This is a genomic window from Polyangiaceae bacterium (assembly GCA_016715885.1).
In the GTDB taxonomy this organism is placed as follows: domain Bacteria; phylum Myxococcota_A; class Polyangia; order Polyangiales; family Polyangiaceae; genus Polyangium.
Genome location: JADJXL010000025.1, coordinates 1,174,911 through 1,188,949 on the forward strand (window position 1 = coordinate 1,174,911; position 14,039 = coordinate 1,188,949).

At 60.7% G+C, this 14,039-nt stretch carries 13 protein-coding genes; 10 read left to right on the forward strand and 3 right to left on the reverse strand.

Translation table 11 applies throughout. From position 1 onward, the window contains the following. The first annotated feature begins 19 nt into the window (after positions 1-19). From tssI to IPM54_39680, 7 genes are read left to right on the forward strand one after another with little or no spacing between them, the layout of a single operon-like run. Positions 20-2,497 (forward strand): type VI secretion system tip protein VgrG, encoded by a 2,478-nt coding sequence (gene tssI, locus IPM54_39650; GenBank protein MBK9265893.1) that lies wholly within the window; start codon positions 20-22, stop codon positions 2,495-2,497. 10 nt (positions 2,498-2,507) lie between these two features. Continuing rightward, positions 2,508-3,551 (forward strand): DUF2169 domain-containing protein, encoded by a 1,044-nt coding sequence (locus IPM54_39655; protein MBK9265894.1) that lies wholly within the window; start codon positions 2,508-2,510, stop codon positions 3,549-3,551. 13 nt (positions 3,552-3,564) lie between these two features. Further along, on the forward strand, positions 3,565-4,275 hold the full coding sequence (locus IPM54_39660; GenBank protein ID MBK9265895.1) for a hypothetical protein: 711 nt from the start codon (positions 3,565-3,567) through the stop codon (positions 4,273-4,275). Continuing rightward, on the forward strand, positions 4,272-5,456 hold the full coding sequence (locus IPM54_39665; GenBank protein ID MBK9265896.1) for a DUF2169 domain-containing protein: 1,185 nt from the start codon (positions 4,272-4,274) through the stop codon (positions 5,454-5,456). The genes IPM54_39660 and IPM54_39665 overlap by 4 nt, the downstream gene beginning before the upstream one ends. Positions 5,457-5,477: 21 nt before the next feature. After that, a complete protein-coding gene (locus IPM54_39670) occupies positions 5,478-6,332 on the forward strand; it encodes a hypothetical protein (GenBank protein MBK9265897.1) in 855 nt (284 codons plus the stop codon). Positions 6,333-6,355: 23 nt separating this feature from the next. Then, on the forward strand, positions 6,356-7,435 hold the full coding sequence (locus IPM54_39675) for a hypothetical protein (protein ID MBK9265898.1): 1,080 nt from the start codon (positions 6,356-6,358) through the stop codon (positions 7,433-7,435). Then, the gene (locus IPM54_39680) at positions 7,432-8,214 is read left to right on the forward strand and encodes a hypothetical protein (protein ID MBK9265899.1); all 783 of its coding nucleotides are present in this window, start codon (positions 7,432-7,434) and stop codon (positions 8,212-8,214) included. The genes IPM54_39675 and IPM54_39680 overlap by 4 nt, the downstream gene beginning before the upstream one ends. A gap of 16 nt (positions 8,215-8,230) precedes the next feature. On the opposite strand, the gene IPM54_39685 is transcribed toward IPM54_39680, so the two are convergent. The 3 genes from IPM54_39685 to IPM54_39695 form a co-directional block, all read right to left on the reverse strand. Next, positions 8,231-9,382, reverse strand: a complete 1,152-nt coding sequence (locus tag IPM54_39685) for a DNA ligase (GenBank protein MBK9265900.1) — start codon at positions 9,380-9,382, stop codon at positions 8,231-8,233. A 29-nt stretch (positions 9,383-9,411) separates the two neighbouring features. After that, complete coding sequence (locus tag IPM54_39690) at positions 9,412-10,455, reverse strand: hypothetical protein (protein ID MBK9265901.1); 1,044 nt, start codon at positions 10,453-10,455, stop codon at positions 9,412-9,414. 121 nt (positions 10,456-10,576) lie between these two features. After that, entirely contained in the window at positions 10,577-11,173 is a 597-nt protein-coding gene (locus IPM54_39695; protein MBK9265902.1) for an RNA 2'-phosphotransferase, read from the reverse strand. An 86-nt stretch (positions 11,174-11,259) separates the two neighbouring features. Between IPM54_39695 and IPM54_39700 the strand changes: the two genes are divergently transcribed. The 3 genes from IPM54_39700 (at position 11,260) to IPM54_39710 (ending at position 14,018) form a co-directional block, all read left to right on the forward strand. Further along, the gene (locus IPM54_39700; protein MBK9265903.1) at positions 11,260-12,135 is read left to right on the forward strand and encodes a LysR family transcriptional regulator; all 876 of its coding nucleotides are present in this window, start codon (positions 11,260-11,262) and stop codon (positions 12,133-12,135) included. 64 nt (positions 12,136-12,199) lie between these two features. Beyond that, positions 12,200-13,510: a radical SAM protein gene (locus IPM54_39705; protein MBK9265904.1), complete on the forward strand. Its 1,311-nt coding sequence runs from the start codon at positions 12,200-12,202 to the stop codon at positions 13,508-13,510. Positions 13,511-13,553: 43 nt separating this feature from the next. Next, on the forward strand, positions 13,554-14,018 hold the full coding sequence (locus tag IPM54_39710) for a hypothetical protein (protein MBK9265905.1): 465 nt from the start codon (positions 13,554-13,556) through the stop codon (positions 14,016-14,018). Positions 14,019-14,039: the final 21 nt, after the last annotated feature.

Genomic DNA, 14,039 nt, shown 5'->3' on the forward strand with positions numbered 1-14,039 from the left:
GTGTTCCAAAGGAGCGCCCATGAAGGCCCATGCATTTCAGCATCGCGGGAATCAAGCAGATTTCGTTCTCGGAACACGCGTCGACGGCTGGAAGGGTTTCGACGTGGTGCGTTTTCGCGCCGTCGAGGAACTGAGCCAACCGTTCCGTTACGACATCGTGCTGCGTAGGCGTGTCGAAGATGGTCCCGTGAACCTCGACGATTTGCTCGATGGCGGAGCGAGCTTTCGTATCGCCTGCGAGGAGCGATGGCGAACGGTGCACGGGATCATCGTGGAAGCCGAGGAAGTGGATCGAACGGACAAGTTGTTTTATTATCGTGTGCTGCTCGCGCCGCATCTGGTCCGATCCATGTACCGGCGGAGGTGTCGGACGTTCGTTCAGCGAACGCTCGGGGAAATCATCGAGAGCGTGCTCGAGAACCGGACACAGGACAATCCGACGGGGCTGTCGGGGCTGACGAAGCGCACGAAAGCGCCGACTGCGGCCGAGACGATGCCCGATTTCGACGATTTTCGCGAGCCTCGGGGCGAATACATGATGCGGGTATCCGACGAGGCGCGGCTGAAGAATGCGCAGCTCTATCGATTCGTAGCGCAATACAACGAATCGGATTTCGATTTCGTGTCGCGGCTGCTCGAGCAAGAGGGAATCAGCTATTACTTCGAGCATACGAACGATTCGGTGGTGATGATTTTGACGGACGCTCCGGGGCAGAAACCGCTGTTTGCGGAGGACGCGAAACTCACGATGCGAGCGGTGGCGCAAGCTGGAGCGAGCGCGGATCAGGAGGTCGTACGGGGGCTGCGGGAATCGCTGCGCAATCGATCGAGGTCCGTTGCGATGCGTGAATACGACTGGCGACGGAGCAATCAGGTGTTCACGCATCGGAGCGAAGCGGACGAGGCGCATTTCGATTACGCGGGGCATTATGAATTTCCTGCCAAGGATGATCAGCTCGACCAACCCGTAGGCCAATTCCCATCGAAGATAAGGCTCGAAAGGTTCGAGGCGGAGCGGCAATTGCGCGAAGGATTCGGTACGATTCGCACGATGGAGCCGGGGCATCGCATCGAGCTGCACGATGGCGACAATTTGCGAGACGACATCGACTTGCTCATCGTACGCGTCGAATCCATGGCCACGCAGCACGACGTCGCGGGCAGCGAGCTCGAGCACGAGCATTTCGGGTTTCGAACGACGAAACAATCGATTGGGGCGTATGAAAATCGGTTCGTCGTATTGGGGGCCGACGTCCCATTTCGTCCGGCAATGATCACGCCGAAGCCTCGCATTCATGGGCTTCAGGTCGCGCGCGTGACGGCCGAGGAGAGCGGTGTGGTGACGATTGGCGACGGCGTCGTGAGCACGCCGCCCGACATTCATTGCGACGAATATGGGAACGTGCGGATTCGTTTTCCGTGGGATCAGCGCAAACCCGAAGAGAACACGCCAAGCTCGGATTGGGTACGCGTAGCGCATTTTTGGGCTGGCAGCGATTATGGCGCACAGCACGTGCCGCGCGTGGGCCACGAAGTGCTCGTGGCGTTCATGCAGGGCGATCCGGATAGGCCCGTCATCGTGGGTCGAGTCTACAATCCGCAATCACCGCCGCCTTATCCGCCAACGGCGAGCGCCAAGGCGAAAACGCAAACGACGTGGAAGAGCGCAAGCTCGTCGGTGACCGAACGGACGGAAGGTTTCAATGAATTCAGGTTCACCGATTACACGGGCGAGCAGGAAGTGTACTTGCAAGCCGAAAAGGACTTCAACGAGCTGGTCAAGGATTCGCACTCGACGAGCGTCGGTGGCAACCAGTCGAATTCTGTGGGCAATGATCAATCGAATTCGGTGAAAGGCAATCGCACGCACGACGTCGTCGGTACCGAAAGCGTGCACGTGCACGGGAACAGGACGACGCAATTCGACGCGAACGAAGATCATACGGTGAACGCCTTTTTGACGACGAACGTAGGTGCCAACGAAGAGCACACGGTGGGAGGTTTTTTGAAAACCAAGGTGGGCGCCAATGAAACGCGCGAAATCGGAGCTTTTCGCGGCACCAAAGTGGGCGCCAACGATGATCTGAACGTCGGTGCATGGCGAAACACCACGGTTGGTTCAGGCGAAAATCGCACGGTGAGCGGGCCGGATAACGTCACGGTCTCGGGGGATCGACGCGTGACGGTCGGCGGAAGCCAAATCATGAACGCGAATGCAAACCACGAAATGGGATCGACCAACACGTACATCCGCCCCTCGGGTGATTTCCAGGTCAATTCCACGACGGCCGGGTTCAACCAAACGGGCTCGTTCTACGTGAACGTCAATGGTTGCACGATATCATGCAGCGCTGGCAAATTGGTGCTCGACAATGGCGCAGGTGCTGCCATTTCGCTCGTGGGCGGGATCATCGTGGTGAAATCGGGAGGACCCACCAATTTAACGGCTGGAGGACCTCTCAATGCCACGGCACCCACCATCAAACTGAACGGTTGACGGAGCGCCCATGTTCGTTCGCAACCGAACGGAGCACAAAGCAACACTCACACGTGGTCACGTGAGCGATACGCTCTCGGTGGCGACCGTGGTGGTCGTTTCGACGTATCGAATCGACGAACGCGGCGCATTGCATGTGGATTCCAATCGAAAAGCCGCACCCACGGATGCTCCGACGACGGAGCATTACGCATTGTGGCACGAGGTTTCGGTCACGGCATCGGGAATGGTCTACGGGCCTGCTCGGCCGCCATTCGTCGTGGCGGTATCCTTGCGCGTGGGCGACGTATTGCGCCGCGTCGCCGTATTCGGCGACAGGCGCTGGGAACGAGCGTTTGGCGGCGATCTCGTGCCGTCGGATCCGGCGCCATTCGATGCTCTGCCGCTGGCGTTCGACCGAGCATATGGGGGCAAATTCGACATGCCCCCGGGACCCGATCCATTGACGGGGTTTCCGCACCCCGGAGGCACGATGGCATTTGCAAAAAACCCGGAAGGGCGTGGGTTTTACCTGGATGCGGCGTCGGCCGAAGACGGCTTGCTTCCGAATATCGAATTGCCCGAAAAACTCGTCCAAAAATGGGACGATCGCCCCGAACCGGCGGGTTTTGCTCCGTGCCCCGAGCTTGTAGCGTTGCGAATGACCGATGACTTTCTCCTGCGCATGACGGGTCTGCGTCCCGAATCGCCTCCGCCCGAATGGACGCCCGCGACGTTCGCGCCCCATATGCCGGTCGTGGCCATGCGAGCGATTCATCATGCGCCGGGCCGGCTGATCTTTCCCACAGTGCCCGCAGGCACGCGCATCGAATTGACCGGCTTGGGCCGAAAGCCATTGCGATTCGACGTTCCAGGGCCTCCGGCGAAGGTCGTGACGGCATCGAGCAATGCACCGAATGCGCCCACCGGTTCGCCATTGCGGTCCGAGCTTCGTTCCATTCACATCGATGCGGATGAACGGCACGTTTTGTTCGCACACGGATATACGATGACGTATCGGCGCGATTTTGCACCAGAATGGTTGCTCGTGCTTCCCTCCCCTACACCGAGCTGAAAAGGAGCTGAACGTGGCGGCGAATTTTTATGACAATGCAGGGGTGATGGCAGGATGCGACATTCACAAATTCTGGGCCCCCGGACCTCCGCCCACGTTGCTGACGCCGGTGCCCATCTTCGGGCACATCGTCGCTGCACCATTTTTGTGGCCTCCAGCGACGTTTTGGAAGCGCACGGGGACGGTCAAGTCGGACAATTGGCAAATGATTCAAGGCGGCTTCGACCTTTATTTGGTCCCGCACATCCCGTGGCCAGCTCCGCAAGGGTGGTACGAACCGCTGGAGCTCATCATGGTTCATATGAATGCGGGAAGCAAAGCGCAGCTCACCGTGCACAGCGTCACCGGGATGGGCAATCCGCTCGCGACGTGTATCGTCAGCGCCGTGGGGCTGAACGTCAATTGCCAAGAAGCGGGTTTGTCCGCGCCAACGGGGGCCGTCGTCAACATCAATTCGGTGGAAACGAGCCCGACGGCGGGCGACTATGCCGGCGCGGTCGTGGGCTGGGCCGTCGATGCGGCCCTTGGATGGGCCATGGATTCTCTGCCCGATTGGGCGAAACATGGATGGCGTCGAATAGGGGACGTTCCTTATCTGAAAGTGCTCGACGTCCCTTCGCATGTACAAAACTTCGTGCAACGATGGGTCGATTCGAGCTTCAGCGAAGCCGTCGATGGATTTACGGGCGACGTCAAAGGCGTGTTCGGGGGTAGCGGGACGTGAGCAGCTCGGCAATTCATAGTTATCGTTTTCCCACGGGCAAAAGTTACCTGTCGCTCACGGTGAAACGCACGTATCACATCCGTCCCGGCGCACGGGCGGAAGTGGCGCGAGAGCACGAAGAAATCGTCGAAAAGCCCGTGTATGCGGATTCCACGAACGAGGGAGCATTCCATAGGCTCGTCCACGATACCGATCGATTCTGCCCGGAAAAACCATTGACGGATGTGCTCGTCCGAGGCAGCGCTCATTCCGCGCGTGGTGCTGTTTCATCGCTGATTGCGGCGGTGGAGGTCGGTGCGGCGAAAAAGCAAGTGCGCGTCGTGGGGCAGCGGCGCATCGAGCTCGGTGCGGGCGGGCGGTTGTCGTTCACGAGCCCCGAACCGTTCGTTCGATTGCCTCTTTTGTGGGATCATGCATTCGGCGGACGCGACGCTCATGCAGAAGCAAAATTGTCCGACACGGGCACGGCATTCGGTCGCTCGCGGCATGGTTTGGCGGCGCTCGCCCATGGAGTGCCAAACCCGAAGGAGGGTGGTTATTCCGTGAGCTATCCGCGGAACATTTCGGGTCGCGGATACTTCGTCGACATGGACATCGAGCGTATCGGCGGCGTAGCGCTTCCCAACCTGGAAGATCCGGCGGATCCCGTCTTGCCCGAACGCCTTTTGGTCAAGGATCCGCTCGATTGGATGGATCTGCCGGTTGCGGCTTGTTTCGAGCCCATCGATACGCTCACGTTTCCTCGTGCCGTGTTCATGGTGCCGCATGCAGCCAATGCACCGAAGCGGCCCGTTCATGAATTGTCGACGGGCGCGATTTTGCCTGCGGATCTCGCGGACGAGCGTTTTCCAAGGGTGCCTCCCAATCCGCGTCTTTTCAATTGTGCGCCGGCCGGTCTGGCGGTATGCCGGTTGTCTGGCGGCGAGCGCGTAAAACTGCACAACCTGCACCCCAAATACGAGATATTGGAATTCGATCTCCCTGGCGAACGACCTCGGCTGCTGATTGAACCTCCGGGCTGCAAGGCCGCCGATCTGCCAAGTCAGCTCGCGACGATATGGATCGAGCCGGAGGCGGAGCGGCTGACTTTGACGTGGGCCGGGAAACTCGAAGTCGCCGTGCCGTTTCCCGAAGAAATGCTGAAAAAGGTGCGCCATGCGGCAACGTTTGGCCGAGATTGACTACGTCGAGGAATGAACATCGTGTCCCCGGTTCACAAGTCTCCACCACTCGATCCCAAAGCGAAAGGTTCTTTCGCAACCTATCAAGAATTGCGTGCCTTTCGGCCGGAGGATCCCTTTTTCGATGCGTCGTCGGGGGCGACCGAGCACGATCGATGGGCCATGGCGCGTGATCAGCGAAAACAGGCGCGCATTTTGCATAGCAGCCTCGAATACCGAATTTCCCGCGTCATCGTCTATGCCATTTTCGGATCAGTGCTCGTATTATCCATGGGACTCTTCGTACCGCTCGGCATTCGCTGGCTGATGAACCCTGCGAATGACGGTCATCTTCGCGGTTTTTTGTATTCCGTCGTCTATGCGCTCATTGCCTGGTCGCTCGTGGGTTACGCTTGGACGCAGATTCATCGCATATCGCGCTCCGTTCGAACGCTAGGACAAACGCTCGGGGGTTCGTGCAGCAAAAACCGATATCTCGACATTTTGGATTGGCTCGATGCGCATTGGCCTGCATCGACACCACGGGACGAAATAGAGCCGCCGGCGGCGTTGATGGAGCAACGCTGGGACATTCGTTCATCGTATCACGGCCGCCCGCTGCTGATCCTGGTACACAGGCGGCTCGGCAGCAGGCGTGTGACTCCGCTCAGGCGATTGAGCTTTTATCTGAGCGCACCGCAAAACGAGCCGTGGCAAAGCAATGGCGTTCATCCGGCGTTGAAAGATCTCGAGGCGCTTGGGTTTTGGGCGAAGCAAACACCGGCCGGCATCTATCTCTGCCACGAGGGAATTTCTCCGGAAGCGCTCGATCCAAGTCGCGTTTCGATGGTACTGGCCATTGCTTGCCGAATGCTCGACGAAAGGGGCGAAAGATGAATGCAACCGCAAACGGAGCGAACATGAGCGACAATGACGTTGCCGAAATCGATCCGCCCATTGGTTTCGACAAGTGGGCGCCCATTGCAGCCGAAATGCTTCAACGTAGCTCGGCCGAGCGTCTCGAGGTCCTTCGTCGGCATTCGCTGACCCCGGAAGATTGGACACCGAGCGATACCCATTGGTCGGCGCTGTTGGCCCATGAAATCGAAGCGGGCGATCACGCGCGTGCCGACATTTATGCACAACATTGCGCGGCAGAATTCAAGGCGCGCCGCGAGAAAAGCGCACCGACGGAGCCCGTTCGCGAGGTCGAGCAGCAGCAGGTCGCCGCAGAACAAGCGGTTGCAGCCGTGCCGACCATCGAGGAAAAACCTCCGGTGGTCGACGCGCCCCCTCCATTGGCGCATGTGCCCGCCAGTATACCGGACGAGGCTCCGCCAATGCATATCGAAATGCCGGCTGCAGTACCTCCGCCCATGCTTCCAAAGCCCAAGGCGCCGAATGCATTGCAAGGTACGTCTTGGTCACTCGACATTCCAAAAGGTCCGTCGCTTCCTTTCGCGCCCTCGAGTGCATCCGGCGATTCTGCGGTGAGCGCAGCAAAGTCCGCGTTGCAAATGCCACGGCCAGCGCCGCCGTCGACGGGTCATTCTCTGGGCCAGACCTCGGACTTGCCGGACTTGCAAAAAATTGCGCGGCAAATCATGCCTTTCAAGGGTGATGCAGCGGCGGAAAACACGTCCGCACCGACGTCGAAAGCGAGTGCGCCCATTGCACCGGCGGCCCCGCCCATCGTCGCAGCGCCGGTGACGCCAGCGGCACCCGAGCGCGTGGAAGTGCAACCAGCGCACCATGCGTCAGCGCCGAACGAACCGGAATGGACGCTGGAGCAATACGCTTCATTGTGCGCCGAGCTGGAATTGGCGCCCGAGCGCACGCAGGAAACGCTGCATCGTTATCGTGTGCGCCCCGATCAAAAGGCACAACTCGACGCGATCTGGGGTGCACGTATTCGCGCCGACCGAACGCTTTACGCGGCGTTTCACCATGCAAAAACGACGTATGCGGCGTGGCTCATGGGAACGAGGCACGGATCATGACGGTACCGATCCACGGTGCCGATCCGTTTTTCGACGGCACCGCACCGAGCGACGAAGCAAAGATCGCGCAAGCTCGCGAATATCGCGCGGCGGTCAGGCAGATGATGCAATCGAGCGGAGTGCACATCGGGCAGCTCGTCTTTCGTTATGGCTTGCTTTTTTTCGTCGCTGCCATCGTGACCACGCCATTGCTTTTCGGCATCAGGTCGCTGGTGCACCCGGATGGTCCCAGAATCGGCGATTTGTTGATTGCGGTCACCCTTGCCATTGCCCTTGGGATCATCCCTTATGCCTTGTGGAGGCGCAACCATCGGATCACGATGGCCATGAATTCGCTCGGACGAGCTTTGGGTGGCACGTCGGGCACGAACCGATTCTCGATGGTATTGGATTGGCTCGATGCGCATTGGCCCGCGGAGACGCCGCGTGAAGTGGTGGATATGATGTCCCCATTCGAGCGCCGGTGGGATTTGCAAATGTCCTATCGAGGCTCTCCGGTGCTCGTCGTCGTACAACGCCGCAGAGGCGGTCCGCGGTCGAGCATTGGGAATCTGCCCGCGGTCGAACGAATGAGCTTTTACGTAGGCGGTTCGAATGCGGCTTCGGGGCATGGCTCCCACGCTGCACCGGCATTACGAGAGCTCGAGGAGCTTGGTTATTGGGTCAAGCGAACGCGCGCGGGGGTATTCGTGTCGCATGCGGGCATTTCGCTCGAACGGCTCGACCCGGCGCACGTGACGAAGGTGCTCGACGCTGCACGGCAATTCATTGCAAGCTGAACATCTTGACGCTTGTTCAAACCGACCGCTTTCTCGTTCCCGACGCATTCGTACCATCGGCCGGCGGAGGCCATGTCGCATCCGGCCGAATACGCACGAAACTCGGAAACCGCGGAATGCCGCCATCGGTGAGCTCCTGATAGCGAAACGTAATGATCGACCCTACCGGCGGAGGCGTCTCGCGCTCCCGATCCGACAATCCCGTGCCTACGGAAAACCGCTTGCCATTGGGCAATTCCACCAAGAGCGCTCCCGTGCGACCGCGATGACGCCCCGCACCCGCCACGTGCTCCACGACCCGCGCCTCGGCATCCACGAACGTTTTCACTTTCAGCAATGACGACGAACGACCCACCTCGTATTTCGATCCCGGCTGCCGCATCATCAGACCTTCCCCGCCCAATGCTTCAACCCGCGCAAGCTCGGCGTGCAGGTGATCGATTCCTCGGCAACGCGTCTGATCCACGGACCTCGCGTACGGTGATGGCTTTACTCGGAGAATGTTTTCGCAGAACGCGAGACGTTCTTCGAAGTGCGCATTCATTTTCGGCGCATCGAACACGAGAAACGTTATGGACTTCCAATGATCGCTGCGGTCCTGGCGCCTCACGATGCCGACGGTCCGCTGGAACTGTTTTCGACCGCCCCACAATTCGCCATCGAGCGGTACGTCGGGCAAGCCGTCCGTGAACCAATCAGGCGCGAAAAATTGATTTCCAAGCCGCGAAATGAACGTTTTGCCATCCCAATATGCGCGAACGCCATCCAGCTTTTCGCTCATCCACCAGCCCGAAAGATCAATCGTCGAGTCCCACGTATGAGCAAGCAGCAGCGCAGGAGGCGATTGCCCGGGAGATTCGGACGTGTCGACATTGGTGTCCGCATCGGGGGCCGTTGCAATGGGGCTCGCACCTGCAACCGGCGTAGTTGGAGCAGCGGATCTCGGCCGAACTGCCCCGCGGGAAGTGGCCGCGGCCAATCGGGCGGCTTCTGCTGCGTCCCCGCGAAGCTTTTTGATGTGCTTGCAGGTGCGCTTTTCAATGCCGAGCGATTGGAAGCTCCATGCCGGACACGAACACGAATAGACGCCGCCCGTGTTTTTGATGGTGTAACGTGTCGAGCCCGAGCCTTGCACTTCGATGGATTCGCCGTCGCCGAGATCCGCCATGTTTTTCTCGCTCCTGCGTGCTCACGTGCTCAATTCGCAATCCAATCGCTTGGCCGCTGCCTTTGCGTGACGACGATACGCGCCTTCGTCCATGTGCCGGTCACGGGTTTGACGACACCACCACATTCAATCGGGCGGCTCGAAGAACGTTCGTATTCGTCGCCGAGGTAGATCCAGCCGGAAAAACCGTCCCCGCCTTTTTCTTCGACTTTGTGCGCCGCGTACCCAGGCAATGAAGCCTTGATGTCCTGCGGCCTCGACCCGCGCGAGCACGAAAGCTTGCCGCTCACCTCGAAACGTCCGCCGCTCTTCGTGCCCTCGTCGACCACGAGCCATACGTTGTTGAAGGCGTAACCCGTCCCATTCCAAGTGAATTTGATTGTGAATGGGACGTCGGGTTGAACCGGTATGCTTGCGACCTCGGTGTCGGGAACGTGCAGCCCACGCAGCTCTTCTTGATAAAGAATGAACCCGCCCACGATGAGCACGAAAAGAATGGGAGCAATGCAGCCGCAACCGATGATCAGCGGCGCGTTGCTCTTCTTTTTTGGCGCAGGCGCATTGTTCTGCGGCCACGGCGCGGCCCCAGGTCCTCCCTGCCACGGAGCGGCGCCTGGCATACCCTGCCCAGGGGCGTTTTGCGGCGGTGAACTGTTGACTTCTGCAACCGCGGCGATCACGAGCGCATCCGGCGTAATCGCCGGAAGATCCGCGCCTCGAATACGCATGACGCCTGCGGGAGATTGTTTCCATTCGGCCCAATACGCGCGCTGCGCGCCGCCTTCACCGTCCACGCCGCGTTCCGCGACGAAATACCGAGGCGCGTTGCCCCCGACGCGGACGATGGCGACGAAGTAACATTCCGTGGGCGCCACAGGAGCTGGCAGCGTAATCACGAGCGCTTCGACGCCTGGAGCTGGCGTCATCGGCGCAATGGAAAGGCTCGAACCATCCGCACAGTCTTGGGGTCCGAGCCCGGCGCCGGCCGCCGCCCACGCTTCTTGGAGCATCGCGTTTCCGTGGGTCGCCGCGTTCGAAAACCACGCGACCGGATCGCGCAGTACAGCGTTCATCAGGATCTGGTGGGCAAAACGATAATGTTGTTGTCGCACGTGGCCTCTTGCTGGTTTGGCAGTCGGCCGCAGATCGCATGAATCCGCTGCGGAGTCAATCACGAAGCGAAGCTCCGTCGCCTCACGTAAACCCAAACCGCCCTTTGAGCTCCCGTTGTCGTCCTTGCGCCGCCTTCGTCGTACACACGAGCCCAATGATGCACGAAACGGGCACACGCCGCACGAGCACCACTCCATTCTGCGCCTCGTAGATGTTTTCACCCGCGCCCCGCAATCGCCCACACGAAACCTCCAGCACGACCGGCGTTGCCGAACGTTTACCGACTTTGCTGTCGAGGCTCGGGGCGAGGTGCACGTGCGTCCTTTTTTGCGGCACGAGACCCTCTTGCGAAATGGGCACGGTCGCGTCCACCGTGGTCCCGTGATACAGCGAGCCACCTCGTTCATAAAGACGCCACGAAGCTTCGAGCGCTTCGCGTGTCACGGGCATGTTTTCCGTGGAATGACCTTGGCATGCTCGTATGCGATCGCCCACGAGCTCCAGCCTGCTTTTGTTGTTCAACCGAACAACCTCCTCGAGATCCCCGCGACTCATGTGCAAGTACCGTAAGACTTCGGTGACGGGCACCCAGCCAGCGGCGTCCATCGACACGCGAGCCTCGCGCGCGCCGTGGCGAAGAAGCCAAGAGAGCGTTTTGCTTTTTTCGACGATGTTCATGATTCGCGCAGCATAATGCACGTTGCCATCACGCGGAACTCGTAAGATTTGATGATGTATCACGTTTCGTGATAACTCTTCACCCCATGCTCGAGACGTCCTGGTTACGCGCTTTCGCTTCTTTCGCCGATCACTTGAACTTCACGCGCGCTGCGCGGACACTCCACCTCTCGCAACCGGCGCTCTTTGCGCAAGTGCAAAAACTTTCGGACGCCGCGGGAACGCCTCTTTACAAACGCTCCGGCCGCGCGCTCGTGCTCACCGAAGCTGGAGAACGAATGGCGGCGTTTGCGCGAAAAAACCTAGCCGACCAAGCCGCGCTCGTGGAAGAGCTGCGCACGGGGCAAACGCGCGCACGGGTCGTTTTGTGTGCGGGAGAAGGCGCCTATCTTTATCTCATTGGCGAGGCGGTACAGCGTTCGGCTCGAGATGCACGAACGCCGATCGAGCTGCTCGTGCGGGATGCGACGGATACGCTCTCTGCATTGCGCACGGGGGCGGCGCATATTGGAGTTTTGCCCCTCGCGTCGATACCGCCGCGAATGATCGCCGAACCGCTCGCGCACGTTGGGCAAATGTTGGTTCTACCCGAATCTCATGTGCTAGCGCAAAAATCTCGATTGACGCTCGAGGATCTTTCTGGCATGGCGCTCGTCGTTCCGCCCCCTGGATCATCGCAGCGCCGAGTGCTCGACGAGGCTCTGCTACGCGCGGGTGTTTCGTGGGAAATTGCCGTCGAGGCGCGGGGCTGGCCGCTCGTGCTGCATCTCGTGAAGCTCGGTACGGGTTTGTCGATCGTGAACGACTTTTGTCGCCTTCCAGCGGGGCTCGTGGGAAAACCATTGACGGATTTACCGAGCCACACCTATTACGCCGTCCGTGGGGAGGACACGCCGCTCGAAGGGGCCGTCGAGCGAGTTTGGAAGCGGCTCCTTGCAACCACGAAGCGGGCCGTCCGTTGAGGTGTCAAACACGATGCGAGGCTGTTGCCGCAGCAGTCTTGACACCCCGTCGCCCAGATCGAGTATGCTCCCGCCGATGTCTTCCCTTGGCCCGCGCCCTCGCAACTTGCCCATTGCCCCCGTAGCGGAGCCTTCGCGCACGAAAAAGCTGCCTCTCGCAGCCGAAACGCGCCCGATCGATCGCCGCTGGACTCCGCTTTATGCCGTCTGGGAAATCACGCTGCGCTGCGATCTTGCTTGTCGCCATTGCGGTTCACGCGCTGGCCGTACGCGCCCGGACGAACTGTCGACCGCCGAGGCTCTCGATCTGGTCGCACAAATGGCCGAGCTCGGCTGCGAAGAGGTCACGGTCATCGGCGGCGAGGCGTACTTGCGCGACGATTGGACCGAGATCGTCCGCGCAATCCGAGCGCGCGGCATGCGTGCATCCATGACGACGGGCGGCCGTGGGCTTACGCGTGACGTCGTCCGTGCAGCCAAGCAAGCCGGGCTCGAGAGCGTGTCGGTATCGGTCGACGGCCTCGAAGCAACGCACGACGCCCTGCGCGGCGTAAAAGGCAGCTTTGCTTCAGCGATGGCGGCGCTCGAAAACCTCGCCGCCGAGGGTTTGCCCGCGTCGGCGAATACGCAAATCGGCCGGGTCAGTCTGCGTGAAATCCCGGCCGTCTTCGAGCGACTCGTGGCTGCGCGCATTCATTCCTGGCAGGTGCAGCTCACGGTCGCGATGGGCCGCGCCGTCGACGAGCCCGAGCTTTTGCTCGAGCCTTATCAAATGCTGGAGGTCATGCCGATGCTCGCGCGGATCAAGCGGCGCGCGGACGAGGCGGGAATACGGGTTTGGCCGGGCAATAACATCGGGTATTTCGGCCCGTACGAATCGCTGCTTCGGGGCACGCTACCGCGCGGGCACCTCTCGTCGTGCGGGGCCGGTCGATCGACGCTCGGCATCGAGGCCAATGGCGACATCAAGGGCTGCCCCTCGCTGCCGACGGCCGATTACGTGGGCGGTAACATTCGCGAGCACCGCTTGCGCGACATTTGGGAGCGCGCTGCGCCATTGCGATTCACGCGCGACCGCACGGTGGACGACCTCTGGGGCCCGTGTCGCACCTGCTATTACGCCGACACCTGCCGCGCGGGCTGCTCCTGGACCTCGCACGTGCTTTTCGGCCGCCCGGGCAACAATCCGTTTTGCCATCACCGCGCGCTCGAGCTTTTGCGCGAAGGTATGCGCGAACGGCTCGTACGTGTCGAGGCTGCGCCAGGGACGCCCTTCGATCACGGCCGCTTCGATGTCGTGCTCGAACCGTTCCCCGAGTCCGAGCTTTCCCGCGCCCGTGAGCTCGCGCGCACCGGCGAGGGATTTCTCGATTGATTTTTTTGTGTTCGTATCGCGGAAAAACGGATACGCTCGAAGCATGTACCGTCCGCTCGTACCTTGTCCTGCTTGTGCTCGCCACGTGCTGGCGAGCGAAACGACCTGTCCTTTCTGTGCTGCCGCGCTACCCGAAAACCTTGGAGCACGCGCGGTTCCTGCGGCGCCAAGACGCCTCAATCGCGCCGCCGCATTCGTCTTCGGCGCATCGCTCGCCGTCACCGGATGTTCGAGCGAAGTGGACACGGGTGGCACCACCGGCGGCGGAGGTGGCGGCGGCGAAGGTGGCGGCGCGCAGGACGCGGGCCCGGATGGCCCGGACGACGATGGCGGCGTGATGCCGCTTTATGGCGATCCGCCTCCGCCCATGGATGCGGGCCCGGACGACGACGGCGGCGCGATGGCCATGTATGGCCTCCCGCCTCCGCCCGATGATGCAGGCACGGATGCGCCCGCGGACGATGGCGGTGGTTTCCCACTTTATGGGGCACCGCCGCCCAATCCCTAATTGCAATGCGTCCGTGAAACC

Bases quoted from the DNA above. Each gene is read 5' to 3' on its own strand.
- tssI (MBK9265893.1), top strand. From the start codon at position 20: ATGAAGGCCCATGCATTTCAGCATCGCGGGAATCAAGCAGATTTCGTT.
- IPM54_39655 (MBK9265894.1), top strand. From the start codon at position 2,508: ATGTTCGTTCGCAACCGAACGGAGCACAAAGCAACACTCACACGTGGT.
- IPM54_39675 (MBK9265898.1), top strand. From the start codon at position 6,356: ATGAGCGACAATGACGTTGCCGAAATCGATCCGCCCATTGGTTTCGAC.
- IPM54_39680 (MBK9265899.1), top strand. From the start codon at position 7,432: ATGACGGTACCGATCCACGGTGCCGATCCGTTTTTCGACGGCACCGCA.
- IPM54_39685 (MBK9265900.1), bottom strand. From the start codon at position 9,382: ATGGCGGATCTCGGCGACGGCGAATCCATCGAAGTGCAAGGCTCGGGC.
- IPM54_39690 (MBK9265901.1), bottom strand. From the start codon at position 10,455: ATGAACGCTGTACTGCGCGATCCGGTCGCGTGGTTTTCGAACGCGGCG.
- IPM54_39695 (MBK9265902.1), bottom strand. From the start codon at position 11,173: ATGAACATCGTCGAAAAAAGCAAAACGCTCTCTTGGCTTCTTCGCCAC.
- IPM54_39700 (MBK9265903.1), top strand. From the start codon at position 11,260: ATGCTCGAGACGTCCTGGTTACGCGCTTTCGCTTCTTTCGCCGATCAC.
- IPM54_39705 (MBK9265904.1), top strand. From the start codon at position 12,200: ATGCTCCCGCCGATGTCTTCCCTTGGCCCGCGCCCTCGCAACTTGCCC.
- IPM54_39710 (MBK9265905.1), top strand. From the start codon at position 13,554: ATGTACCGTCCGCTCGTACCTTGTCCTGCTTGTGCTCGCCACGTGCTG.